Consider the following 23,056-nt stretch of genomic DNA (forward strand, 5'->3'; position numbering starts at 1 on the left):
ACTTAAAGAAAACTGATATCAGTTAGCTTTAAGGAGCCGTCTTTATACTGTTCTGTATCTTATCTATTAAACATCTAAGAAAGAGGTACAGCTTATGGATTATCTCGTTATTCCAGCTTATGAGCCAGATTACAATCTCATTCGCTTAATAAAAAAAGTTCGTGAAAAGAGTGACTTTGAAGTAATCGTAATCAATGACGGCAGTTCTGCTTCATGTAATCGTGTCTTTGAACAAGCAGCAACGTATGCAACTATCCTACATCATTCTCTTAACCAAGGCAAGGGACAGGCCCTAAAGACAGCTTTTCGCTATATTCAATCTCAAGGTCGCTATGGTGTCATTGTCACAGCAGATGCAGATGGTCAACATAAGCTCTGGGACATCCTGCGTGTTGCCAATGCCGCCCATGAGCAACCTCAGAAGTTAATCTTAGGGGCACGAGCATTTACCGGAAAGGTCCCTCTACGAAGTCGATTCGGAAATAGTCTGACCCGTCTGCTCTTTAAACAACAAACCGGCGTTGCTGTTTCGGATACCCAGACTGGCCTTCGTGCCTTTACCAGCAATATGCTTCCATTTATGCTCTCAATTGAAGGCCAACGCTATGAATACGAAATGAATATGCTTCTGCAAGCTTGTAAGACTTATCCAATCGTGGAAGTTCCGATTGAGACTGTCTACATTGATGATAATAAAACTTCCCATTTCAGACCCATTCAAGATGGCTTAATGATTTACAAGGATATGTTCAAATTTGCCTTATCTTCACTAAGCAGCTTCATTGTGGACTATCTAGTCTATGCTGTCGCCCTACTCTTCCTGGTAGCTGTTCCGACAACTCTGCGTATTCTCCTAGCCAATGGGATCGCTCGCGTCACCAGCTCCATTTTTAATTACTCAACCAATAAAAAACTCGTCTTTAAAAATGAGGATAGCATTGCAAAAACAGGAAGTGGCTACTTTGGCCTAGCTCTAGGTTTGTTTATATTAGACACACTCCTTATCAGACTCTTCTACGTCGTCTTTGGTATCAACCTTCTACTCGTTAAGATTTTGGTCGGCATTCTGCTATTTTCTCTCTCTTGGCTTATCCAAAAGAAGTTTATTTTTAAAGAAAGGACCCACACCGTATCATGAAATTATTTAAAAAATCTTATGTTTATGCTAGTCTTTTTGGCTTATTGTTGACTGCATCTTTCAGCTACTCTATGCTCAAAACCTTTGTCTTATCAGAGTCCATCACAACTGTTAAAGCCAATACTACAAGTAGTAGCACCAGTACAACTGCAACCAATGTCAGCACGTCTGATACTAGCTATAGTGATGACAATATCTCCATTACACTGACGGAGAAAACAGTCAGCAATACCCAGGTTTATATTGCTGACATAACCGTCAGCTCTGCTGAATATTTAAAAACTGCTCTGGCTCAAAACACATATGGAACCAATGTCACTGCCAAAACCTCTGTCACTGCTGCCAACAACAATGCTATTCTAGCGGTCAACGGTGACTACTACGGGGCTAATTCCACTGGCTATGTTATCCGCAACGGTGTTGTCTACCGTGATACCGTCCGAGAAGACTCCAGCAATGGTGATTTGGCGATTTACAAGGACGGCTCCTTTAAGATCATTTATGAGGATGAAATATCTGCCGATCAACTGGTGAAAGACGGAGTTGTTAACCTCCTAGCCTTTGGTCCATCCGTGGTAGAAAACGGTGAGATTGTCGTTGATACCAATTCTGAGGTTGGTCAATCCATGGCTTCCAACCCACGTACAGCCATCGGTATTATCGACGAAAACCACTATATCATTGTTGTATCAGATGGCCGAACCTCAGAAAGTCAGGGACTATCCCTCTATGAGTTAGCCGAGGTCATGAAATCTTATGGCGTCAAGACTGCTTATAACCTTGACGGTGGCGGATCTTCTACACTCTACTTTAACGGTCAGGTGATCAATAAACCAACGACCAATGGGAATATTTCAGAAAGGGCGGTGAGCGACATTGTCTACATCGGTTACTAATCCAAGCAAAAAACGTTTCAAGAAGACAGCTCTTGTCTATACTCTCTTAAGTATTTTCTTCTTTGCCTTTAGCCGTATCTATGAGCCTTTCAGCTTTGGTGAAACCTCTACCTACATGCACTATCTTTATGTAGTTCCTTTGGTTGGAGGCCTCCTCTTATTAATCCTACTCAAGATCATTCCCAACCTCTCAAGACTCAGTCTTAATCTCTGGAACTCGGCAGTCGCTACCCTCACTGCCGGCATCCTTTTCCGAGGCATTGTTAATCTATCTGGACGTTCCACAACGCTGGATCAGCCCTATATCTATACTAGCATCGCCTTTCTTGTATTAGCTGTACTCTCAATATTATTTACTAGAAGCGTCTGGACAGAAGAAAATAATCTTATTGATTAAATAAATAACAAAAACAACCGGAGTCATTTTAGACTCCGGTTGTTTCTTATGTAGGTAAGCTAACTTAAAAGATTTTTAATTCTCCTATAGACTATTCGCTTTCTTCACGCTTTTTGTGAATGGCCATTCCGGCCAATGCTAGCGAAGTTATTCCAAAGAGACTGAGTGCTAGAGAAGTTTGGTCCTCTTGTCCTGTCTTCGGAAGGACACCAGATTCTTCTTGCTTACTAGAAGCTGTTTTATAGTTAATCGTTAGTGGCATAGCTGTTGCAACTTTTTCACTCGCTTTATTTGTTTCAAAAGTAGGACGACTATCCGGATTTGTAGGAGCTGGGACTCCCGGTTTCCTATCTGGTTTTACAATTATTCCACTATCTCGATCTGGATCAGGCGTCGGAATCACCATCTCCTTCAGATAGGATAAAACATAACGATTAATCTTATTTGTGACTTCATAGATAAAGTCATTTTCAGTTGCACGATATCCTGCTGGAAGCTCAACATGAATACGATAGTTTCCATTCATCAGCATGCTTTCAAAACTCAGAAGATCATAAATACTATGAGTAAGCTTACGGATAACCCCTTTCTCATCAATAGTCTTCACAACAGTTCCTTCTGGCACTGGCTTGTCAAAACCTATTGTCAGCTTATTCTCAGATAGGTAGTGCGAAGCAAAGGTAACTTTTGGATGAGGATCCTCAGCAGAAACTGTCACTTTTTTCACTAGCTCAGCTCCCCAATCATAATGGTAATCAGAAAGAGTAATCTTGACTGTATATGTGCCAAATGGGAGCTCTGGGAAGCTACCACCATTATAGGCCGAATTAAACTCACCAGTTACAGCACGCCCCTGATCATCAAAGACTTGGTAACGCACAATTGATGGATAATAATTAATTACCTCTCCACTACTGTCTGTAAAGACAAGCTCCAAGGTCCCCTTGTCAGGGGTCTCTTTGTTTTCTGGACTTGACGTTGGCTCTTCAGCGACCGAAGCTGCCTGAGCTGTTAGGTCTTCGCTAGTCTCTACTTTATTTCCTTGCAAGTCTAGCTCAGCTGTATTGTATACCTTATCCCAAACCGAATAACGAACTGTTGAAAGATCTACTCCCTCAGGAATGAGATAGCTTCCATCTTCTTCTGGAGTCAAGGCATGCGTTTCTCCATCTTTAGTGTATGACAGATAAGTACCTGCGACTCCGCTTCCTGTTTCGATAATCTTTCCAGGACGGAAAACTCTGGTCTTAGGATCATAGTGAGCGCTACCCGTCTCGATGCTTGGAGCTGTATTATCAATTTTTACTTTGAAATTCAACTCCTGCTTCTTAGCACCAGAGGCTGATGGACGGTAGGAAATGACAAATTGATATTCGCCATCTGGAAGCCGATTCCCATCATTATCCAAACCTTCCCAAGAAATTTCATAGAATTCTTCACTTCTGTTTCCGCTTCGGTATCTCCAGTGCGTTTTTCTATGAACTTCATTTCCGATCTCATAAATGGGTTGTTTTCTCTCTGTGTCTTCTTTCTTGTAGACTGTCAGATGCACATTTTCGACATTGCGGAGCATAACAGCTTTTACCTTAACACTATCAAAACTAGAATCGTTATTTGGTGAAAAGTAGAGTTGATCCCCATCAAACTTTTCGCCATCCTGTCCCAGTGTTTTAGCTACAGATTCGCCGTTTTCATACACATAGCTGATCAAGGATGTAAAATGATTATCTGGATGCCGTTCTTCCACATCCGGAATCTTGCCATCTGGATAGTCTGTTTTGTCCTTATAGTAATAGAAAGGTTTGTCAGAGCCAGTATATTCATAAATCGGTTTTTCAATTCCTCGCAGATTTTGGTATTCCCCTCGGAAACCTACATAAGGAAGACTGACCAAATGCTGGTTACTCTTAGCATCTTTAACAAGGAAAAATCCTTCTAGAAAATAACCATTTGGCATTTGTTTGCTCAGCTCGGATTGATACTTGCTAGCATCTACTGAGACACGAATGGTCCGTTGACCATGAGCTGGGACAGTGATAGTTTCTTTACCAGTCAGGGTCTCTAAAAGACGTGGGTGGAGCGTAAATTTCCCATCTTCAACTTGATCCGTCTGAAGAGTTGTTTCGTAGGTGACCGTCTTTTCCTGATCAGATAAATTATGAACTGTCACATCAAACTCGAAGGTGTCCTTGATATTTCCCAAGGTCAAGCTACTCTTTTCGCCTTTTGCAGTGACATATAAATCACCTAGAGCAGCGGCTGTCACATCCATGACTCCAGCCCCCTGTTGACGGACAGAAGAATAAGCCTTGGTTTCTTCATCCACATGGGGAACTGCTGTACTCATCGTCATTTGCTTGACGAGGATTTGGAGTTGTTCAGGTGTTAGATGAGGGAAGCGCTCTTTCAAAGACTGCTTGACCAAAGCTGTTGCCCCAGCAGCATGAGGAGATGCCATACTTGTTCCTCTGTCCATATAGTATTCACCGTTATTAACTGATGAGTAAATCATTCCACCTGGCAAGGTCACATCCGGCTTCAAGTCACCATCAACTGATAAGCCCCAGGATGAAAAGTCCGACATCTGTTTAGCAGCTTCATACGGTACACGCTTAAATTTGTTGGCAATGTTCAGTTGGTAATCACTGGCGTGCTGGGACAAAACCTCTCCTGCACGGTGGCCGATTACCCCAACAGGGAAACGCTCCCCTAAACCTTCTAGATCAAATGGAGCAGGCCTTTCTCCTTGCTCTTTTGTCTGATAGAAGACCACTCCAGCCGCTCCAGCTGCTTTCAGCTGTTTGACTTTTTCAACATCTGAGACCTGACCGCCTCTTTCAGTCAAAACCAAACGGCCATTTATCTGATCTCCTTGATAGTTTTCCAGCCCACCATTTTCCACATGGATATAATTTTGTGGAATGGTCGTCCGGAAGCCATCTCGTTCAACAAAAGAATGCATTGGAATTTTACCATCAGGGAATTCTGTAGAACCGACTAGCTCCTTAATGGTTAAGCTTGCTTCCGTTGAAACGTGTTTAGTCAAGCTATTGATTGAAGCAACAGAAATGACATTTGGATTAACCGACGGTGTCCCTGTCATTCCGTAATCAGGTGTTGTAGCAAGTGGCTTACTATGCCAAAAACCATTGGTCGCCATATTGGTAGAAGCAACAGTAATGGTCACTCCTGCCTTGCGAGCTTCATCGAAGGCTTGACGAGTAATTTCTCCAACATCATAGATGGAGCCTGAGGCAGTTCCTAAACTCATATTAATAGTGTCGGCCCCAAGCTTCACAGCGTCTTCCACAGCCTTGGTATAAATAAAGTTTTGGACTTGTCCACCTTTCGTATCTGAAAAGACGCGCAAAAACATGAGCTGAGCTTCTGGAGCTACCCCTCGGAAAATTTCCCCGTTTGGAGATGGTTGAGAAGCATTTCCTACAGCAGTTCCAGCCACATGGGCACCATGTGAAATCGGATCTTCTTCTTTTACATTATCATCCATATCACTATAGTTATGAACATAGACGACTTTGTTGTTGTACCACTTACCATAGGTAATACCAGCCTTTTTCTTGGCTACTTCAATATCAGCTTCACTTTTGAATTTTGCCTTGCTGATGTCCGTTAAACGAAAAGCGTCGTGGGCAGGATCAACTCCTGAATCAATCACAGCTACAACCTGACCCTGACCTTTAATCCCTTTATCCCAGAGCGGTTGTAAATTGATTAAACTGTTTTCTTCGCTAACTTTGGCAGGACTTGGGGTTGGGGAAGAGACAGCTGGTTGCGGCTCTTCCACTCTGGTCCGTCTAAGAGGAGCGTAGTCCACAGCATCGACACGCGCCAAACCTCGAATTTTCTTCGCATCTCCGTAAGTCGTTTCTAAAGCAAGTCCACTAAACAAAAGATTAATATCATATAGTTTCTTAAAGCGAATGGACTGTCTTTCTAATTCTTTTAAAAATTCCTCGTGTTCCCGATTTGTCTTCTCAATTCGTCTAGCCTTGTCCGTAGCTGATGTAAGAGGGGCTTCGCCAGGTGTTTTTCTTCCTTTAGGCGAACAAGAGCTTCTACAGGAGTCGCTTCATCCAGTTCATTTTTTGGAGCTTCAGCTACTTTTTTATGGGACTTTTCTTCTATATTTTCCTGAGTGGCTTTCTTTGTGGTCTCAAGGATAGGTTGCTTATGATCATTTTCACTTTTCTTCTCAGATTCAGGAGTGACATTGCTTCCTGCTTCTTTTCCAGCACTTACCTTGTCGGGCTCATTGCCACTTTCTTTTACAGGATCATTGCTCTTATCGGATGGCTGAATACCTTCTGTCTGACCCGAGTTAAGAGTAGAAGGAAGAGACGGTTCTTCCGGTTTTCTTACTTCTTCCTCTTTGACAGGATGATTTTCTTCCGTCGTCTTTGCAGTATCCACTGCAGACGCTGTAATGGCTTGTTCTTCAGAGGTTACTGTATCTGCCGCAACCATTGGTCCAACAAGAGCCAGTCCAATCAATACAGATGCTACCCCTATAGCATACTTTCGAATTGAAAAACGTTGTTTTCGGTGAAACTCCATACAAAACTCCTTTATTTTTAAGCTGGAAGTAACAAACCTGACTGCTTCCAGCTGTTGTCTAATTATTAACCTATCTTTAAGTGATTAATCCTGACTTTCTTTTCCTCTTTTACGAATGAGTCCAAAGGTGCAAAGTGACAAGAACAAGCCTAACAGACTCATGCCATCCCCAGCTTGTCCGGTATTTGGCAAGCTTTCTTTTGGATCCAAGTCAGAGACTTCTCGTATGTCCTCTTCCTTCTTTTCACTTGGTTTGACATACATTGGACGCAAGTCTGCTTTTTTCGCAATTAGCCGATCTTCTTTATCCACTTCTTTTCCTTTACCAGGATCGGATGTCTTATCCGGAATGAGTGGATCTGGTTTTGGATCTGGTACTGGATTTGGGATTGGATTCGGTGTTGGATTCGGATTAACCGGATTGTCTTCTGCAACTTCTACAAATGTTGTTAAGAAGCGATTGATTTTTTCTCCTACTGAATAGAAAACATCATTTTCTACCGCACGATAACCTTTTGGCAGTTCAATATGAATCTGATAATCTCCATTTAATAAAATCTTTTCAAAAGTCTTTGGTTCATAGAGGGTTTGTTCTAATTCATGCTGTTCTCCGTTATCCTTACGAGTAACAAATACTCTAGTTCCAGATGGTAAATCCTTATCAAAGACTACGTTAAATCGATTCTTAGATTTGTAATGGTAAACAAAGTTGACTAGGCCTTCAGGATGTTCTTTCGTCAACTCAACCGTTACAGTTGTAGGCGATACCCATGAATAGTTTTCATCTTGTGCAACTACTTTGACAGTATAGCTACCAAATGGCAACCTTGGCAACTCACTTTCATAATAAGTATTAAACTCTTTATCAATTCGATTGCCCTTACTGTCGAATACTTGGTAACGCATCATCTCAGGATATTGAGAGGTTGGATTTCCCTCTTCATCAACAACACGAACTTCTAGCCTTCCATCTGTTGCTTCTGCTTGACCGTCCTCAGAACTTCTTTTTCCTCTTGATTTTCCTGATTCCTTCTCAGCCGACTTATAAGCGTTCTGACCATCAAGGGTTAAAGTATTGGTATTATAAGCCTTATCCCAAATATAAAAACGAACAGTTGCTGGATCAACCCCTTCTGGGATCAAATACGAACCATCTTGATTCGGGCTGATTTCAATAGTTTGGCCGTCTTTTTCGTAGGATAAGTATTTACCTGCCAGACCACTACCTTCCTCAATAATTGTTCCCGGTTTAAAGATACGTGTTTTTGGATCATAGAGATCTTTGGTTGACGCTAATTGAGGGACCTGATTGTCGACTTTGACCTTCAAAACGATTTCTTGAGGTTTTGCTCCAGGAGTACTTGGACGATAGGTAAGAACGTATTGGTATTCCCCATCCGGAACAACCTGATTGTTTTGGTCTTTCCCTGTCCAACGACTAGCATAAAGGATTCTACTTCTATCGTTAATTCTCCAGCCATAATCGGTTTTTTTCTCACTTTCGTTTCCTTGTTCAAAAATCGGGTGTTCACGTTTCGTATCATCTGCTTTGTAGACTGCTAAATGGATATTATCAACATTTCTCAAAACGACCGCATTTAGTTTAACCGTATCAAAATGCCCATCTCCATTTGGAGAAAATACCAAGGCGTTACCATCGTATTTACCGTCTGTTTCACCCAGTACAACCTGCTCTTTCTTACCATCTCTACGAATAGAGCTGACTAAAGCAGTAAAATGATTTCCTGGATCCTTGACTGGATTTTCCGCTTTCTCATCTTGATAGTAATAGAAAGGTTTTTCCTTACCAGTAAATTCATAAACTGGCTTTTCGATACCAGGTAGGTCTTGGTAATGTCCTTTAAAGCCGATATATGGAAGACTGACTAAATCTTTTTGCATCTTAGCATCCTTGAAGAAGACGAAACCTTCTAGGAAATAGCCATTCTTCATTTGTTGGGATAATTCTTTGGTATAGGCGCTCGTATTAATCTTAATCGGAATTGTCACACTACCCATTGGAGGTACAAGGACAGTCTTATCACCCTTTTGGTCCAGTAGCTGACGCATTTGAAGTGTAATCCGACCATTTTCAACTTGATCTGTATTGACAACAGTATGGTAGCTGAGCTCTTGAGCTTGATTAGACAAGTTATGAACAGTCACCTCGAAGGTAAAGCTTTCTTTAACATTTCCAAGTGTCAGACTACTATCCGTTCCTTTTCCAGTTACATACAGATTGCCAAAAGCAGCTCCCGCAGCATCCATCAGACCAGAACCTTGTTGGCGGACTGAAGAATAGGTATTGCTTTCCTTGTCCTTGTGAGGTTTAGCTGTACTCATAACCAGTTGACGAAGCAAGGTATGAATTTGCTCTGGACTATATTGCGGGAATCTTTCTTCTAATGCCTGCTTAATCAAGGCTGTTGCTCCCGCAGCATGAGGAGTTGCCATACTAGTCCCACCATCCATGTCGTAAGAACCGTTCGGAATAGCAGAATAAATCATGCCACCTGGCAAGGTTACATCCGGCTTCAGTTTTCCTTCTGTTGACAGTCCCCAACCTGTAAAGTAGAGCATCTTATTAGCTTCACTATAAGGAACCTTTTTGACCTCTTGATGGAAAGTCAGCTTATACTCACCAGCATGCGCAGCTAATTCTTTACCTAAACTATGTCCTAGCACGCTGACAGGATAGAAGGAACCCCAGTAGCCCATTGGAAGATTTTGGAGCTGGTCTCCTTGTTCCTCATTTTGATAAACCAAAACCCCTTTGGCACCAGCTTGACGAAGGGAGTTTACCTTATCTTCATCCGTAACATCGCCACCACTCTCAACTAAAGCAATTTTCCCTTTGACAGAAGCTACCCGGTAAGCTTCTTCTCCACCTTTTTCAACATGGACATAAGACTGCGGACCTTCAACAGGGAAAATGAGCCGATAGACCGGTAAATCAACAAGACCATTTTGAAATTCTTTCTTATCTTTTAAGGCAGGGATTTCTAAGCGAATCTTTGTCACATGGTCAATTTTATTATTAAAGGCTCCGATTGCTAAAACGCCATTCTCAATAGCTGGTTCGTCAATTGTTCCAGTATCAGGAGCATCTGCTTTTGGTTTGGCTTGCCAATATCCATTCACCGCATAATTTCCTGCCGCAGCGTTTATGACAACACCTGACTTTCTAGCAAATTCAAAGGCTTGTCGAGTAAGAGGATTGGTATCAGCTTCTGAACCACTAATGCCACCGAAACTCATATTGATTGTATCTGCTCCAAGCTTAACAGCATCTTCTACAGCTTTTGCAACAATAAAGCCTTGCTCAGTCATTCCTTTCTTATCTGAAAAGACCCGCATAAACATCAGTTGTGCTTCTGGAGCTACCCCTTTAAGTAGTTCTCCAGTTGGAGCTGGTTTGGTCGCATTTCCAACTGCTGAACCGGCTACGTGAGTTCCGTGTGAGCGAGGATCGTCCTCTTTGATCTCATCATTCATATCAGAATAGTTATAAGCATAAACCACCTTATCGTTATACCATTTACCATAGGTAATTCCTGCTTTTTTCATAGCAGCTTCCATTTGCTCTTTATTCTGGTATTTGGCCTTGCTTTTGTCTGTCAAACTAAAGAAGTTATGCTCGTAATCAAGACCAGTGTCAAGAACTGCGACGATACGTCCTTGTCCTTTTATCCCCTTATCCCATAATGGTTGGAGATTGATTAGTTCATTTTCATCACTAACCTTGGTTGGCAACAAGGTATTTTGTTTCTTAGGAAGATCTTGAGGAGTATTGGCAGTTGAAAGAGGTGTGATGTCAACTTTTTCAACTCTGGCTACCTGACGAATCTTCAAAGCTTCCTTATAGCTTGTTTCTAAAACAAAACCATTAAAAATCAGATCAAAATCTGCTAATTTCTTATATTGGATTCCTTTTTCGTCCAATTCCTTTAAGACCGCAGCTTTGATTGGTTGATTTTCATGCATACGAGCTTCAATTTGTGTAGCTCCTACTGGTGTCTCCTTTTTTTCTCCTGCCAGACGGACTACGGCTTGAACACGGGCCTCCTCATCTACTTTATTCGCAATATCTGACTCAACATTTGCATCATTTTTTCTTGCTTCTGAATCATTCTTTTTAGGCTCCTGTGTCACTTCTTTCTTTGTAGTTTCTGAATCTATCTTATTTTGATTAGGCGATATTTCCTTACCTGACTTTTCCTCCAATGCTTTATTTTCTTGTCCATTTTCATTTGCGACAGATTCAACAACCTGGGTCTTGTCTCCTTCATCATCTGTCTTCCTTGTCTCACTCTTCGTTTCAGAGTTAGGCAACTCCTGACTCCTTGTATCTGTATCTGAAGGTGCTAACTCTGGCTGTTCCGACTTCGAATCTTCTTGCTGTACAAGTTCGGAACTCTGTTCGACGATTGCTGGTGGCTCCAGTTGTGGATTGACTCCTGATTCTTGGGCTAAGACAGTTGGACTATAAAAAAGGCATCCGACTACCACGGATACTAAGCCAACTGAATATTTGCGAAAAGAGAAGCGTTGTTGTCTGTCGTTTCTCATAATTGGACCTCCTATATAAATTGTAAGCGCTTGCCTCGGCTTCATTGTAGTCTTTCTATGTTTTAAAGTCAATGAAAATTAGTAGAAATATATAAGTGTAGTATAATATTAATATTTCTGACAATTAATCTTAGAAAAATATTAGAAATTAGTTCAAAAATCCCCTTAGAAGCCTCATAAATAAGGAATTTCTCGCTATTTTCCTCTCATTTGAATTTACAAATCCATTAGATAGAATCTAGATCAACTACAAGTTCCTTTCCAAAAAATATTTGGCTAGTTAGATTGTTAATAGTATGAAAATAGTCTAGCGCTTGTTTTCATATTGTATTTTTGACGAATGATAAATAAAAAGTCCTCTGAAAAGTATTTCTAAGGACTGTATTTCATATCTAGAAAAGGAACTTGAGTCTGATCTTTTTCCGTACTTATTCTCTTTTTTTATAGTCAAAGAGAAGTTTCACACTCATACACACTACCCGTCAGAGGGTCAATAACTTCTGCCAGCTTAAAGTGTCCCTGCTCATAATGGTAATGGCAGATGGCGCAGTTGCCAAAGCGCACCTTGGGATCCAGAGCTTGAGCTGCAATCTTGAGATAGAAGGCCCACATGGCACCGCCATGACTAACAGCCAAGACTGGCTCTGCTCCTGCCTGCTCCATGACCTCAGTCAGAGTGACCAGTACGCGCTCACCGACTTGGTCCACGCCTTCTCCGCCATAAGGGACAAAGAGGTCTTCAAAAGAGGTAGCTCCTGGTCGAAATTTCGGCTGCAGGCGTTCGGGCTGAGCCTCAAAAAGACCAAAATTCCATTCTTTAATGCCCTTGAGACGAGTATAGTCGGTCCGGCCGGAAACGAGTTCTAAGGTATCAGAAGCCCTCTCCTGGGTGGAGGAATAGAGATGACCAAAACGAATGCCCCGCTCTTTCAAATAAGCTCCTGCCTGCCGGGCTTGATCCTGCCCCAGTTCTGTTAAAGGAGAGTCGCAAGCTCCCTGCACCAAGCCTTCTTGGTTGAAAAAAGTCTGACCGTGCCGCATCAAATATAAATCTTTCATTTTTCCTCCCAGTCGCTAAAATCGTGACCAATGGCTTCTTCTAAGTAAAATTGGTCATCTTCAAAAGTAAACTTCAAGATACCGCAGTTGGTCATGTGACCTAAATCATCCAGACGCCAGTTTTTCTGCCAAGCTCTGGCAAAATTAGCCATAGATCCGCCATGGGAGACCATGAGCACAGACTGACCATCTGTCTCTTGCATGAGCTGGAGAATGGTCGACGCCATACGCTCCTGCACCTGATCTTGTGATTCACCGCCATAGGTCACAAAGAAATCTCCATAAGGCAGGGGCGGATTGAGATCCTCGCTTTCCCCCTCAAAGGTGCCGAAGTTCCACTCCTTGAGCCCCTTCACACGCTTATAAGGAAGCTTACCGTCCGTTACCAATTCCAAGGTATCACAGGCCCTCTCTTGAGTAGAGCTATAAGCATCATCAAATATAATACCAGCATCCTTAAAGTATCGCCCTGCCACCTTGGCCTGATAAATACCAAAATCGGTCAGAGGAGCATCGCACCATCCCTGCACCTTATGGCGTAGATTGAAAAGCGTCTGGCCGTGCCGCATCAGATAAAGAGTTTTTGCCATCATTCATATCTCCTTTAGATGAGTTCTAACTTTTCAAAGGCCTTGTAGAGACCGTCTTGACTGACCGAATCTGTCACCATATCGGCCATGGCCTTGATTTCTGTTCCGCCATTTCCCATAGCGACCCCGACCTGACAATAGTCCAGCATAGGAATATCAACCTTGGCATCGCCAAAAGCCAGAGTATCCGCCCTGTCAGCATGAAGATGCTTTAGCAGAACCTCAATAGCATGCGCCTTGGTAATATCCTTGACTCCCAAGTCACCAAAGAGGGCATGCTCCCCCTTGCCACCCCAAGTACCCGCCTTGAGCTCAGGAAAAGCTACCTTAGAGTCCAGATGGTCTTGGTAGCTCTTGAGGATAAAGCTGACTTTGTTCAAGTCGTCCCGATAGAGCTCTCCACAATAAACCAAACCATGAAGGGCTTCTTCTGCCTCCATATTTACGACTTCTTCTGGATTGGCTCCTTTTCCAAGGATGTAGGTCCGAAGCACTGGTCGTGCTGCTTCGCGGAAGCCCCTACTTGCAAAGAGACCGTTATTACTCTCTAGGTAAAACTCTAGCCTCCGCTCCTGAAGCCAGTCCACTAGCCTCTTAGCGACATCTGACGGAATCAGTTGGTGCAGAACAACCTGCCCCTCATGCTCTACATAAGACCCGTTGCCACCAATCATGCCATCAAAGCCAATATCCCAAATTTCCGGTGGCATCTCAGCCTTGCTGCGACCTGTGCAGACATAGACCAGATGTCCCATTTCCCGCGCCCGTCGAATGGCGATCACAGCAGACTCCGGTATATGATTATCATAGTCGATGATGGTACCGTCCACATCCAGAAAGATGATTTTTCTCGTCATAAAGCACCTTCCTTCTCATTTTTGACATAAAATTTGTATATTTCTCACTCTAAATTAACTTGTTTTAGTGAAGTTATTTAGTTTTCTTCTATTATATACTTATTTGAAAGCCTTTTCCTATGAAATAATCAGAGATTCTGATACTATTCTATGATTTATTTAAATAATTAGCTTCTCAAATACACAAAAAAGGCCGGAAAAAATTCCTAGCCTTTTAAAGATTATTTATTAATGTTTTCCCATTTCCAGTTTTGAACCTCTGGGATATCATCACCGTTTTCACGGATGTAAGCATTGTGGTAAGCCACTGTCTCGTCCATTTTAGCAGAGAAGTCAGCTGCTGTTGCACCAAGTGCTGCATTTGCTGCATCTTGAGCCAAGTGGAAGCGATCCAATTCTGACATAACACGCATATCAAACGGAGTAGTGATGTCTCCATTTTCACGGTAACCGTGAACACGAAGGTTGTGGTTGTGACGGTTAAAGAAGATGTCACGAATCATTCCTTCATAGCCATGGAAAGCAAAGATGACTGGCTTATCTGTTGTGAACACTTTGTCGAATTCTTCGTCTGAAAGTCCACGCGCATCTACAGATGGATGGCGTAATTTCAAGATATCAACCACGTTAACAAAGCGAATCTTAAGCTCTGGGAAGGCCTTGTGGAGAATAGATACTGCCGCAAGAGCTTCTAAGTTTGGCTCAGTTCCTGCTGCTGCAAAGACAACATCAGGCTCTTCATTGTTAGACACAGTTGAAGCCCAGTCAATAACCTTGTAACCTTCACGTACCAATTCTTCTGCTTCTTCAGCTGAGTAGAATTGCGGACGTGGGTGTTTTGAAGTAACAATCAAGTTAACCTTGTCTTCTGCCTTGAAGGCTTTATCCATAACAGCCAATAAGCTGTTTGTATCTGCAGGCAAGTATTCGCGGATATACTCTGGAGTTTTCTCTGCCAAGTGAGTCAAGATACCTGGATCTTGGTGAGTATAACCATTATGGTCTTGTTGGAATACTGTTGAAGTTGCAATCAAGTTCAAGGCTGGGTAGTTCTTACGCCATGTAGTATGAGTCTTACATTTACGCAACCATTTGAAGTGTTGCGTCACCATTGAATCTACTACACGAAGGAATGATTCGTAAGATGCGAAGAAGCCATGACGACCAGTCAAGACGTAACCTTCTAACATACCTTCAGCCTGGTGCTCTGACAATTGTGAGTCAATAACACGACCTGCTGGGCTCAAAGCTTCATCGTATTCAGGTCTCATACGGCCCAACCATTGACGGCTAGTACGAGTGAAAACTTCTTGCAGACGGTTTGATTTTGTTTCGTCCGGACCAAAGATACGGAAGTTATCTGGGTTAGCATCTACCAAGTCAGCAGCGTACTTACCAAACTCAATCATGTCTTGAGCCACGATCTCACCTGGAGTTCCAAACTTAAGGGCGTGTTTCTTCCAATCAGCAGTGTCCATTGGTTTGATAACACCAGCATTAGTGATTGGGTTCATAGCCATACGGCGGTCACCTTTCGGTGCAATCGCAGCGATTTCAGGCAAGACTTTTCCAGACTCATCAAACAATTCTTCTGGACGGTAAGATTTCAACCAATCAAGAAGGGCATCAACATGCTCCATATGGTGAGCATCTACTGGAATTGGCACTTGGTGAGCACGGAAACCACCTTCGATTGGAGTACCTTCCCATGACTTAGGACCAGTCCATCCTTTTGGAATGCGGGCAACCAATACTGGGAAAATAGCTTGAGTTGCTTCTTCAGCTGATCCTTTACGAGCTTCAGCTTGGACTTTCTTAATTTCTTCGATTGCTTCGTCCAATTTAGCCGCAAAAAGAGCATGAGCAGCTTCATGATTTTCTGAAATAGCTGTTACATCAGCAAAAATAGGTTTCCAACCTAAACCTTCAAAGAACAAGGTCAATTCTTCGTCTGTTTTACGTTCAAAGATAGTTGGGTTGTGAATTTTACCACCGTTAAGATAGAAAATTGGAAGAATAGCACCGTCATTAACAGGGTTGATAAAAGTATTTGACAACCAACCTGCCATCAATGGACCAGTTTCCCCTTCACCATCACCGATAACAGTTGCTGCAATCACATCTGGATTATCCAAGATAGCTCCTGCTGCATGAGATAGGGCATAACCGAGTTCTCCACCTTCATGGATAGAACCTGGTGTTTCAGGTGCCGCGTGAGAAGCGATACCCCCTGGGAATGAGAAGATCTTGCACAAATGTTTGAAGCCTTCTTCGTTTTGAGGAATATTTGGATTTAACTCTGTATATGAGCCGTCGAGGTATGAGTTTGAAACCATTACCTGACCACCGTGACCAGGTCCTTCAATGTAGAACATATCTAGGTCATATTTATTAATCGTCCGGTTCAAATGAGCGTAGATGAAGTTTTGCCCTGGAACAGTTCCCCAGTGTCCGATTGGGTGAGCTTTTAGATCATTAGCTACCACATCGCGTTTCAAAAGCGGATTGTCTTTTAGGTACATTTGAGCTGCCGAAATATAGTTAGCAGCACGCCACCAAGCATCAACTTTTTCTAAATAAGCCTTAGAATTATAATCTGTTGTCATGTTTCCTCGCCTTTCTATTTGGGTTGATTAGCCATAGCTAAGTCCCTAAACATGAATCTACACCTGGTCTCTCCCAAGATAACCCCTGAAAAGTGCAAAAAATAAAACATTTAGCTGTTTAATTTTCCCTCTTTCACTTCCATACTTTATTGGGTCAGGAGGTTGTATCTAGTAGAAGTATAGGTGTGATATAAAAGAAGTTAACCAATAAGATTTAAAACTCCTATGTTACCATTCTACCATACTTTTTGGAATATGAAACAATTTAATTAACTTTATATAAAATAATCTGTTTCAGCTGATTTATAAGAAATGTAAGCAATTTCATACTCCGAGATCAAAAACAGCCAAGAACATGCATAAATAAAAACTTACAGAGACTAAAAAATCCCCTCTCTTCCAGACCTAACTCAAGACGTGCTGAATATCTATCAGTCTGAGAAGAATAAGGGATAGGGGGTTAATATTAAGAGAAAAATGTATGTGTAGCCTGGTAAATATGATGGGCAGTTGCAGCATTGTTCATAGTATATAGATGAACACCCGCTACATCTTGAGTCACCAAGTCCACGATTTGATCCACGGCGTAGGCAAGTCCTGCTGCTCTGAGCGACTCAGGGTCATGCTCATACTTATCTAAGATGGCCTTGAATTTACGTGGAAGATGGATATTCTCACACGTTTTCAAGAGACGAAGCGCTTGATTACGGTTAAGAATTGGCATAATCCCTGCATGAATGGGAATATCAATCCCTGCCAAGGTACACTTGTCTTGGAAATCATAGAAACGCTCATTATCAAAGAAAAGCTGAGTTACAAGGCTAGAACAGCCTGCATCCACTTTCTTCTTGAGATTTTGAATATCCGAGATTTGGTTTGGCGAGTCAGGGTGTCCCTCCGGGTAGCAGGCACCAACAATATCAAAGTGCGGTGCTTCTTCTTTGATGTATTCAATTAAGTCAGTCGCGTACTTAAAATCATCCTTGGGTGCTACATCAGGGAAAATATCCCCTCTTAGAGCTAAAATCTTATGCACCCCAACCTTGTCCAAAGCCTGGAGTGTATCTAAGACCATTTCCTTGGTTAGATAGACCGCTGGAAGGTGAGCGATGGTAGGAATCTTCAAATCATTATAGATGAAGTCAGCCAAACGAACCGTTGTCTCTTCTATATTAAATTTATTATTGCTAGCAGTCACACTAATATAGTGAGGTGCAATATCCTGCATTTCCCGAAGAGCTTGGATTATTTTTTCATTGCCTACTGCTGGATTGGGAGGAAATACTTCAAATGAGAGACTAGGTGTGTGGTGACGAACCATAAAATAAAAAGTTCCTTTCAGTGATATACCGCTAAGCTGAGAACAATCCTACAGGAACAATTTCTGCAGGATTGTCAGCTCCGGTTTAAATTTTCTGTTTGCCCTCTATAAAAACAAACGATTATGTCAGAGGAGGATTATTTCAAGTGTTGTCTAGCTGCTTTGGCTGCTTCTACTAAACGAACCAAGCTAGCTTTGGTTTCTGGAATACCACGTGTTTTCAAACCACAGTCAGGGTTGATCCAAACTTTCTTGCTTGGTACTTTGGCAAGAATAGCTTCGATGGTGTGGTCGATTTCGCCTTCGTTCGGCACACGTGGTGAGTGAATATCGTAAACACCAGGTCCTACTTCTGTTTGGAAGTTTTTCGCTTTGAGTTCATCCAAGATTTCAAGGTTTGAACGGCTTGCTTCAAAGGAAATAACGTCCGCATCCATGTTGTCGATAGCTGGGATGATATCTGTAAATTCTGAGTAACACATGTGAGTGTGGATTTGAGTGTCTGGCGCTACTGTTGAGTGTACCAAGCGGAAGGCTGGAATTGCCCAGTCAAGGTAATCTTCATACCAGTCGCTACGACGGAGTGGCAATTTCTCACGAAGAGCAGCCTCGTCGATTTGGATAATCTTCACTCCTGCAGCTTCGAGATCAAGAACTTCATCCTTGATAGCAAGAGCGATTTGAAGAGTAGAATCCTTGATAGAGATGTCTTCACGTGGGAATGACCAGTTGAGGATGGTAACAGGTCCAGTCAACATACCTTTGACAGGTTTGTCTGTACGGCTTTGTGCGTAGCTAGACCATTTAACAGTGATTGGGTTGAGACGAGTCACATCACCCCAGATGATTGGTGGTTTCACCCCACGCATACCGTATGATTGTACCCAACCATTCTTAGAGAAGAGGTAACCTGACAAGTTTTGACCGAAGTACTCAACCATGTCGTTACGCTCGAACTCACCGTGTACAAGCACGTCAAATCCAACTTCTTCTTGCCATTTGATCCATTCGTCGATGGTTTCAGCAAGGAAGGCATCGTATTCTTCTTGTGATAATTCACCCTTACGGAAGGCCAAGCGTTTGGCACGAACTTCTTTTGTTTGAGGGAATGAACCGATTGTTGTTGTTGGAAGAGCTGGAAGTTTAAAGGCTTCTTCTTGGATGGCTTCACGTTCAGCAAAGGCTGGCAAACGAGTGTAGTCAGCGTCTGTCAATCCAGCGATACGTGCACGAAGTTCTGCATTTTCACCCACACGTTCAGTCGCAAAGAGTTCTTTGTTGGCCTCAAGAGCTTCCGCACCTTGACCATTGCGGATAGCATCCAAGTCACGAAGTTCTTCCAATTTTTCAACTGCAAAGGCAAAGTGATTCAAGATAGCTGGCTCAAATTCTTCGTTAGCTGTTGTAAATGGCACATGAAGAAGTGAGCATGAGCTAGTCAAGACAATGTTTTCAGCTGGGATTTGCTCAAGAACAGCCAAGCTCTTTTCGTAGTTGTTGCGCCAGATGTTCTTACCATTGACAATACCTGCATAAAGAGTCTTGTCAGCTGGGAAGCCACCTTTAACAAGTTCAAGAGTTTTCTTACCTTCAACGAAGTCCAAACCAATCGCATCTACTGGCAACTCTACAAGATCAGAATAGATATCACGAACGTCACCAAAGTAGGTTTGAATTAAGACTTCAAGACCTTTCTTGTCTGCCAAAAGCTTCTTATAAAGGTCCAAGAAGAGAGCTTTTTCTTCTGCAGACAAATCTTTGACCAAGCTTGGCTCATCCAACTGGATACGCTTTGCGCCCAGCTCTGCCAGTTTTGCAAAAACTTCTTGATAAGCTGCCACCAAGGCATCTACAAAGTCAGCCGGTGCCACACCATCTTCAAAGTCAGATACTTGCAGGAAGGTGAATGGCCCGACCACTACTGGACGGGTTACTAAGCCCAACTCTTTAGCTTCTGCAAATTCATCAAAAATCTTGTGGCCTGCAAGTTTTACTTGAGTTTCTTTTTCAAATTTAGGAACGATATAGTGGTAGTTGGTATTGAACCATTTCTTCATCGGAAGAGCACGGACATCCCCTTTTTCGCCCTGATAGCCACGAGCCAAGGCAAAATAACGCTCCAAGTCAGTCAATTCCAAGCCTTGCACAGATGACGGCACCACGTTAAAGAGAAAAGCTGCATCCAGCACATTATCATAATGAGAAAAATCATTTGATGGAATCTCAGAAATTCCTTTTTCCTTAACAATATTCCAATGCTTAGCACGGAGCTCTTTAGCTGCAGCCAAGAGTTCGTCAGCTGAGATTTCTTTTCTAAAGTATTTTTCAGTTGTAAATTTCAATTCGCGGAATTCACCCAAACGTGGGAAACCAATGATAGTTGTTGACATATGCGTCCTCCAAAATTTTTCTTGATTTTATCTTATCAGAAAATCCACCCTCTGTATAATTGGAATTTCCCTAGTTTTGATATAGCCAAAAACTATATCCTGATTGTTTTGATCATTAGAAAACCCTATTTTACAACTGACATTGATTGAAATTATTGTTTGGTATAATCAAAAACTATAACTCAAAAATAAGAAAAGCCAGCGATTTTCTCGCTGGTTTTTCTTATTTCGCCATCATTTTCTGAGTTCTTTGAATGAGAAAAAGTGGACGCGACACAGCTTACTCAGCCTTTTCATCACTCTTAAATCTCGGCAAATCTAAAAGGTATAGAGCTCCTCCCCCTATAGATAAAAGGCCAGCAAAATTACCCAAAAAAGGGATAAATCCAACAATAGAGGCAAAAAAGAGTAGCTTATGGCTAGTCTTATTGACTCTTGAGTCTTCGCTATAATGAGCTATTCCGACAATAGAAAGCGCCAAAAACAGCAGGCTTATTAATACTACCAAGCCACCCCAACCAGAGTTTTCGACCAGTTTAGGAACCAAATCAACTATTTTCCAGTCCCATCTCTCAGAAGAAGCGTAAAGGATTAAGAGACCTCCTAAGATACTGATAATTCCATTTACCAATAACAATTTATTCGATTTCATAACAATCTCATTCTTTCTTTTTTTAAAATAGTATACATAACCACTTTCTAATCTGTCAACTTTCTTGAAAGAATTGATGCTCTAGCAGATAAAACCGTTTTCATTCAAATTATCTTGTGATAAAATAACTTTATGCACAAGAAAACGATTATTGATTTTAAGCAATTGGGCCAACGCCTGATTTTCACAAATCCTATCAGGGAGCTAAAGACTCGTCGCCTGGACCAAGTGGAGGAACTTTTGACAGAGATTGAGAGCTGGCAGGAGAAAGGATACTACGCTGTCGGTTATGTCAGCTATGAAGCAGCTCCAGCCTTTGAGGAAAAGTTCCGAGTTCATTCAGCACCGCTCCAGAAAGAATACCTCCTCTACTTTACTATCCACGATAAGGCCGAGCAGGCTGCCATTCCCTTGACCTATGAGGAAGTGGAGATGCCAGGGGCTTGGCAGGGGCTGACTTCTGAACAAGAATACCAAAAGGCAATTGAGACTATCCATCATCATATCCGTCAGGGAGATACCTATCAGGTCAACTATACGGTGCAGCTGTGCGCGGAGCTCAATCCTGAGGACAGCTTGGCTATTTACAATAGGCTGGTCGTCGAGCAAAATGCAGCTTACAATGCCTATGTAGAGCATGATGAGACCGCCATCTTGTCCATCAGTCCCGAGCTCTTTTTCGAGGAGTACCGAGGTCAACTAACCACTCGCCCTATGAAAGGGACCACCAATCGGGGACTGACCTTAGAGCAGGATAGAGAGCAGGCTGCATGGCTGGCCCAGGATGCCAAAAACCGAGCAGAAAATATGATGATTGTCGATTTGCTGCGCAATGACATGAACCGCATTTCTCGGACGGGTAGCGAGCGGGTTGAGCGACTCTGCAACGTCGAGCAATACTCTACGGTCTGGCAGATGACCTCTACCATCAAAAGTCAGCTGCATGAGGGAATTGGACTGGCTGAGCTTTTCAAGGCGCTCTTTCCTTGCGGATCCATCACTGGCGCTCCTAAGATTTCGACCATGGCTATCATCAGGGCGACAGAAAAAGCTGCTCGCGGGGTTTACTGCGGTACAGTCGGCATCTGCCTACCAGACCAGAGACGGATTTTTAACGTTGCCATCCGCACCATTCAGCTAGAGGGAAGAAACGCCATCTACGGCGTTGGCGGCGGCATCACTTGGGATAGCACGTGGAAATCTGAATACATCGAAACTCAGCAAAAATCCGCCGTTCTCTATCGAAAGAATCCGCGATTCGACCTGATTTCTACTGGAAAAGTGACAGATGGAAAGCTGACCCTGCAAGACCAGCACCTGCAAAGACTGGCAGAAGCAGCTAGCTACTTCGCCTATCCTTTTGACCAAGACAAACTAGAGCAAGAGTTAGAAGAAACCTGTGCTCAGCTGGATAAAGGGCAGGATTATAGGCTGCGTATAGCTCTAAAAAAAGACGGTAGCATTGGGCTAGAAACGGCCCCTCTACTGCCACTAACAGAGACTTTCAGAAAGGCAAAACTGGTCGAGCAGACAGCCAATCTAGCCCAGCCTTTCACCTATTTCAAAACCAGTCATCGGCCACATCTGACCTTGGAACAGCAAGAACAGATTTACTATAATTCCCAATGCCAGTTGCTGGAAACCTCTATTGGCAATCTACTACTGGAGCTAGACGGCAAACTCTACACGCCTCCGGCAGAACTGGGTCTTCTCAAGGGCATCTACCGCCAGCAACTGCTGGATGAGGGTAAGGCCACTGAGAAAGTTTTAACGCTAGCTGACCTAGCTAAAGCCGATAAAATCTATGCCTGCAATGCAGTTAGAGGACTGTATGAGCTGGAATTGGACCGCAAGCCACTAATGTAAAAGTAAGCATTAAAACCTTGTATCTCAAAGCTTTCGATGATTGATAAAGGACTTACATAAGCTAGATATACCTGAAAAATTTCTGCTATTTGCAGGAATTTTTTTGCTAAAAAACTTTAGAAATATTTTAGAAATGCTTG

The 23,056-nt window shown here is 42.6% G+C and carries 14 protein-coding genes; 4 read left to right on the forward strand and 10 right to left on the reverse strand.

All coding sequences use genetic code 11. The features are described 5' to 3' along the window. Nucleotides 1-94: 94 nt before the first annotated feature. Genes HMPREF0847_RS09240 through HMPREF0847_RS09250 form a run of 3 tightly spaced genes read left to right on the forward strand, consistent with a single transcriptional unit; the run spans nucleotide 95 to nucleotide 2,431 of the window. Nucleotides 95-1,138, forward strand: coding sequence for a bifunctional glycosyltransferase family 2/GtrA family protein (locus HMPREF0847_RS09240; protein ID WP_008808339.1), 1,044 nt, complete (start codon nucleotides 95-97; stop codon nucleotides 1,136-1,138). Beyond that, nucleotides 1,135-2,034: a phosphodiester glycosidase family protein gene (locus HMPREF0847_RS09245; RefSeq protein WP_008808338.1), complete on the forward strand. Its 900-nt coding sequence runs from the start codon at nucleotides 1,135-1,137 to the stop codon at nucleotides 2,032-2,034. Before HMPREF0847_RS09240 ends, HMPREF0847_RS09245 begins: the two co-directional genes overlap by 4 nt. Continuing rightward, nucleotides 2,015-2,431: a hypothetical protein gene (locus HMPREF0847_RS09250; protein ID WP_008808337.1), complete on the forward strand. Its 417-nt coding sequence runs from the start codon at nucleotides 2,015-2,017 to the stop codon at nucleotides 2,429-2,431. The genes HMPREF0847_RS09245 and HMPREF0847_RS09250 overlap by 20 nt, the downstream gene beginning before the upstream one ends. A 91-nt stretch (nucleotides 2,432-2,522) precedes the next feature. Here the strand turns inward: HMPREF0847_RS09250 and HMPREF0847_RS09255 are convergent, their stop codons facing one another. The 10 genes from HMPREF0847_RS09255 to HMPREF0847_RS09300 form a co-directional block, all read right to left on the reverse strand. Next, nucleotides 2,523-6,431 (reverse strand): SGO_0316/SGO_0317 family LPXTG-anchored serine peptidase, encoded by a 3,909-nt coding sequence (locus HMPREF0847_RS09255; protein ID WP_232205104.1) that lies wholly within the window; start codon nucleotides 6,429-6,431, stop codon nucleotides 2,523-2,525. Next, the gene (locus HMPREF0847_RS11475; protein ID WP_008808335.1) at nucleotides 6,395-7,006 is read right to left on the reverse strand and encodes a YSIRK-type signal peptide-containing protein; all 612 of its coding nucleotides are present in this window, start codon (nucleotides 7,004-7,006) and stop codon (nucleotides 6,395-6,397) included. The genes HMPREF0847_RS09255 and HMPREF0847_RS11475 overlap by 37 nt, the downstream gene beginning before the upstream one ends. 84 nt (nucleotides 7,007-7,090) lie before the next feature. Then, a complete protein-coding gene (locus HMPREF0847_RS09265; protein WP_020992810.1) occupies nucleotides 7,091-11,575 on the reverse strand; it encodes an SGO_0316/SGO_0317 family LPXTG-anchored serine peptidase in 4,485 nt (1,494 codons plus the stop codon). 447 nt (nucleotides 11,576-12,022) lie between these two features. Beyond that, nucleotides 12,023-12,634 carry a histidine phosphatase family protein gene (locus HMPREF0847_RS09270; RefSeq protein ID WP_008808333.1) on the reverse strand — a complete coding sequence of 204 codons (612 nt, stop codon included), beginning with the start codon at nucleotides 12,632-12,634 and terminating at the stop codon, nucleotides 12,023-12,025. Further along, nucleotides 12,631-13,227: a histidine phosphatase family protein gene (locus HMPREF0847_RS09275; RefSeq protein WP_008808332.1), complete on the reverse strand. Its 597-nt coding sequence runs from the start codon at nucleotides 13,225-13,227 to the stop codon at nucleotides 12,631-12,633. Before HMPREF0847_RS09275 ends, HMPREF0847_RS09270 begins: the two co-directional genes overlap by 4 nt. A gap of 11 nt (nucleotides 13,228-13,238) precedes the next feature. Further along, complete coding sequence (locus tag HMPREF0847_RS09280) at nucleotides 13,239-14,081, reverse strand: Cof-type HAD-IIB family hydrolase (protein ID WP_008808331.1); 843 nt, start codon at nucleotides 14,079-14,081, stop codon at nucleotides 13,239-13,241. A 221-nt stretch (nucleotides 14,082-14,302) separates the two neighbouring features. Next, a complete protein-coding gene (locus HMPREF0847_RS09285; protein ID WP_008808330.1) occupies nucleotides 14,303-16,687 on the reverse strand; it encodes a phosphoketolase family protein in 2,385 nt (794 codons plus the stop codon). A gap of 466 nt (nucleotides 16,688-17,153) precedes the next feature. Beyond that, on the reverse strand, nucleotides 17,154-18,008 hold the full coding sequence (gene metF / locus HMPREF0847_RS09290; RefSeq protein WP_020992812.1) for a methylenetetrahydrofolate reductase [NAD(P)H]: 855 nt from the start codon (nucleotides 18,006-18,008) through the stop codon (nucleotides 17,154-17,156). Nucleotides 18,009-18,145: 137 nt separating this feature from the next. Continuing rightward, a complete protein-coding gene (gene metE / locus HMPREF0847_RS09295; RefSeq protein WP_008808328.1) occupies nucleotides 18,146-20,398 on the reverse strand; it encodes a 5-methyltetrahydropteroyltriglutamate--homocysteine S-methyltransferase in 2,253 nt (750 codons plus the stop codon). A 280-nt stretch (nucleotides 20,399-20,678) separates the two neighbouring features. Continuing rightward, nucleotides 20,679-21,050: a hypothetical protein gene (locus HMPREF0847_RS09300; RefSeq protein ID WP_008808327.1), complete on the reverse strand. Its 372-nt coding sequence runs from the start codon at nucleotides 21,048-21,050 to the stop codon at nucleotides 20,679-20,681. A 132-nt stretch (nucleotides 21,051-21,182) separates the two neighbouring features. Here HMPREF0847_RS09300 and pabB point away from each other — a divergent pair, with 132 nt between their 5' ends. Next, complete coding sequence (pabB, locus tag HMPREF0847_RS09305) at nucleotides 21,183-22,916, forward strand: aminodeoxychorismate synthase component I (protein ID WP_020992813.1); 1,734 nt, start codon at nucleotides 21,183-21,185, stop codon at nucleotides 22,914-22,916. Nucleotides 22,917-23,056 lie beyond the last annotated feature (140 nt).

The organism is Streptococcus sp. 2_1_36FAA (assembly GCF_000161955.2).
Taxonomy (GTDB): domain Bacteria; phylum Bacillota; class Bacilli; order Lactobacillales; family Streptococcaceae; genus Streptococcus; species Streptococcus gordonii.

Coding starts and splice junctions, on each gene's coding strand:
- HMPREF0847_RS09240 (WP_008808339.1), top strand. CDS start 95: ATGGATTATCTCGTTATTCCAGCTTATGAGCCAGATTACAATCTCATT.
- HMPREF0847_RS09245 (WP_008808338.1), top strand. CDS start 1,135: ATGAAATTATTTAAAAAATCTTATGTTTATGCTAGTCTTTTTGGCTTA.
- HMPREF0847_RS11475 (WP_008808335.1), bottom strand. CDS start 7,006: ATGGAGTTTCACCGAAAACAACGTTTTTCAATTCGAAAGTATGCTATA.
- HMPREF0847_RS09265 (WP_020992810.1), bottom strand. CDS start 11,575: ATGAGAAACGACAGACAACAACGCTTCTCTTTTCGCAAATATTCAGTT.
- HMPREF0847_RS09270 (WP_008808333.1), bottom strand. CDS start 12,634: ATGAAAGATTTATATTTGATGCGGCACGGTCAGACTTTTTTCAACCAA.
- HMPREF0847_RS09275 (WP_008808332.1), bottom strand. CDS start 13,227: ATGATGGCAAAAACTCTTTATCTGATGCGGCACGGCCAGACGCTTTTC.
- HMPREF0847_RS09280 (WP_008808331.1), bottom strand. CDS start 14,081: ATGACGAGAAAAATCATCTTTCTGGATGTGGACGGTACCATCATCGAC.
- HMPREF0847_RS09285 (WP_008808330.1), bottom strand. CDS start 16,687: ATGACAACAGATTATAATTCTAAGGCTTATTTAGAAAAAGTTGATGCT.
- metF (WP_020992812.1), bottom strand. CDS start 18,008: ATGGTTCGTCACCACACACCTAGTCTCTCATTTGAAGTATTTCCTCCC.
- metE (WP_008808328.1), bottom strand. CDS start 20,398: ATGTCAACAACTATCATTGGTTTCCCACGTTTGGGTGAATTCCGCGAA.
- HMPREF0847_RS09300 (WP_008808327.1), bottom strand. CDS start 21,050: ATGAAATCGAATAAATTGTTATTGGTAAATGGAATTATCAGTATCTTA.
- pabB (WP_020992813.1), top strand. CDS start 21,183: ATGCACAAGAAAACGATTATTGATTTTAAGCAATTGGGCCAACGCCTG.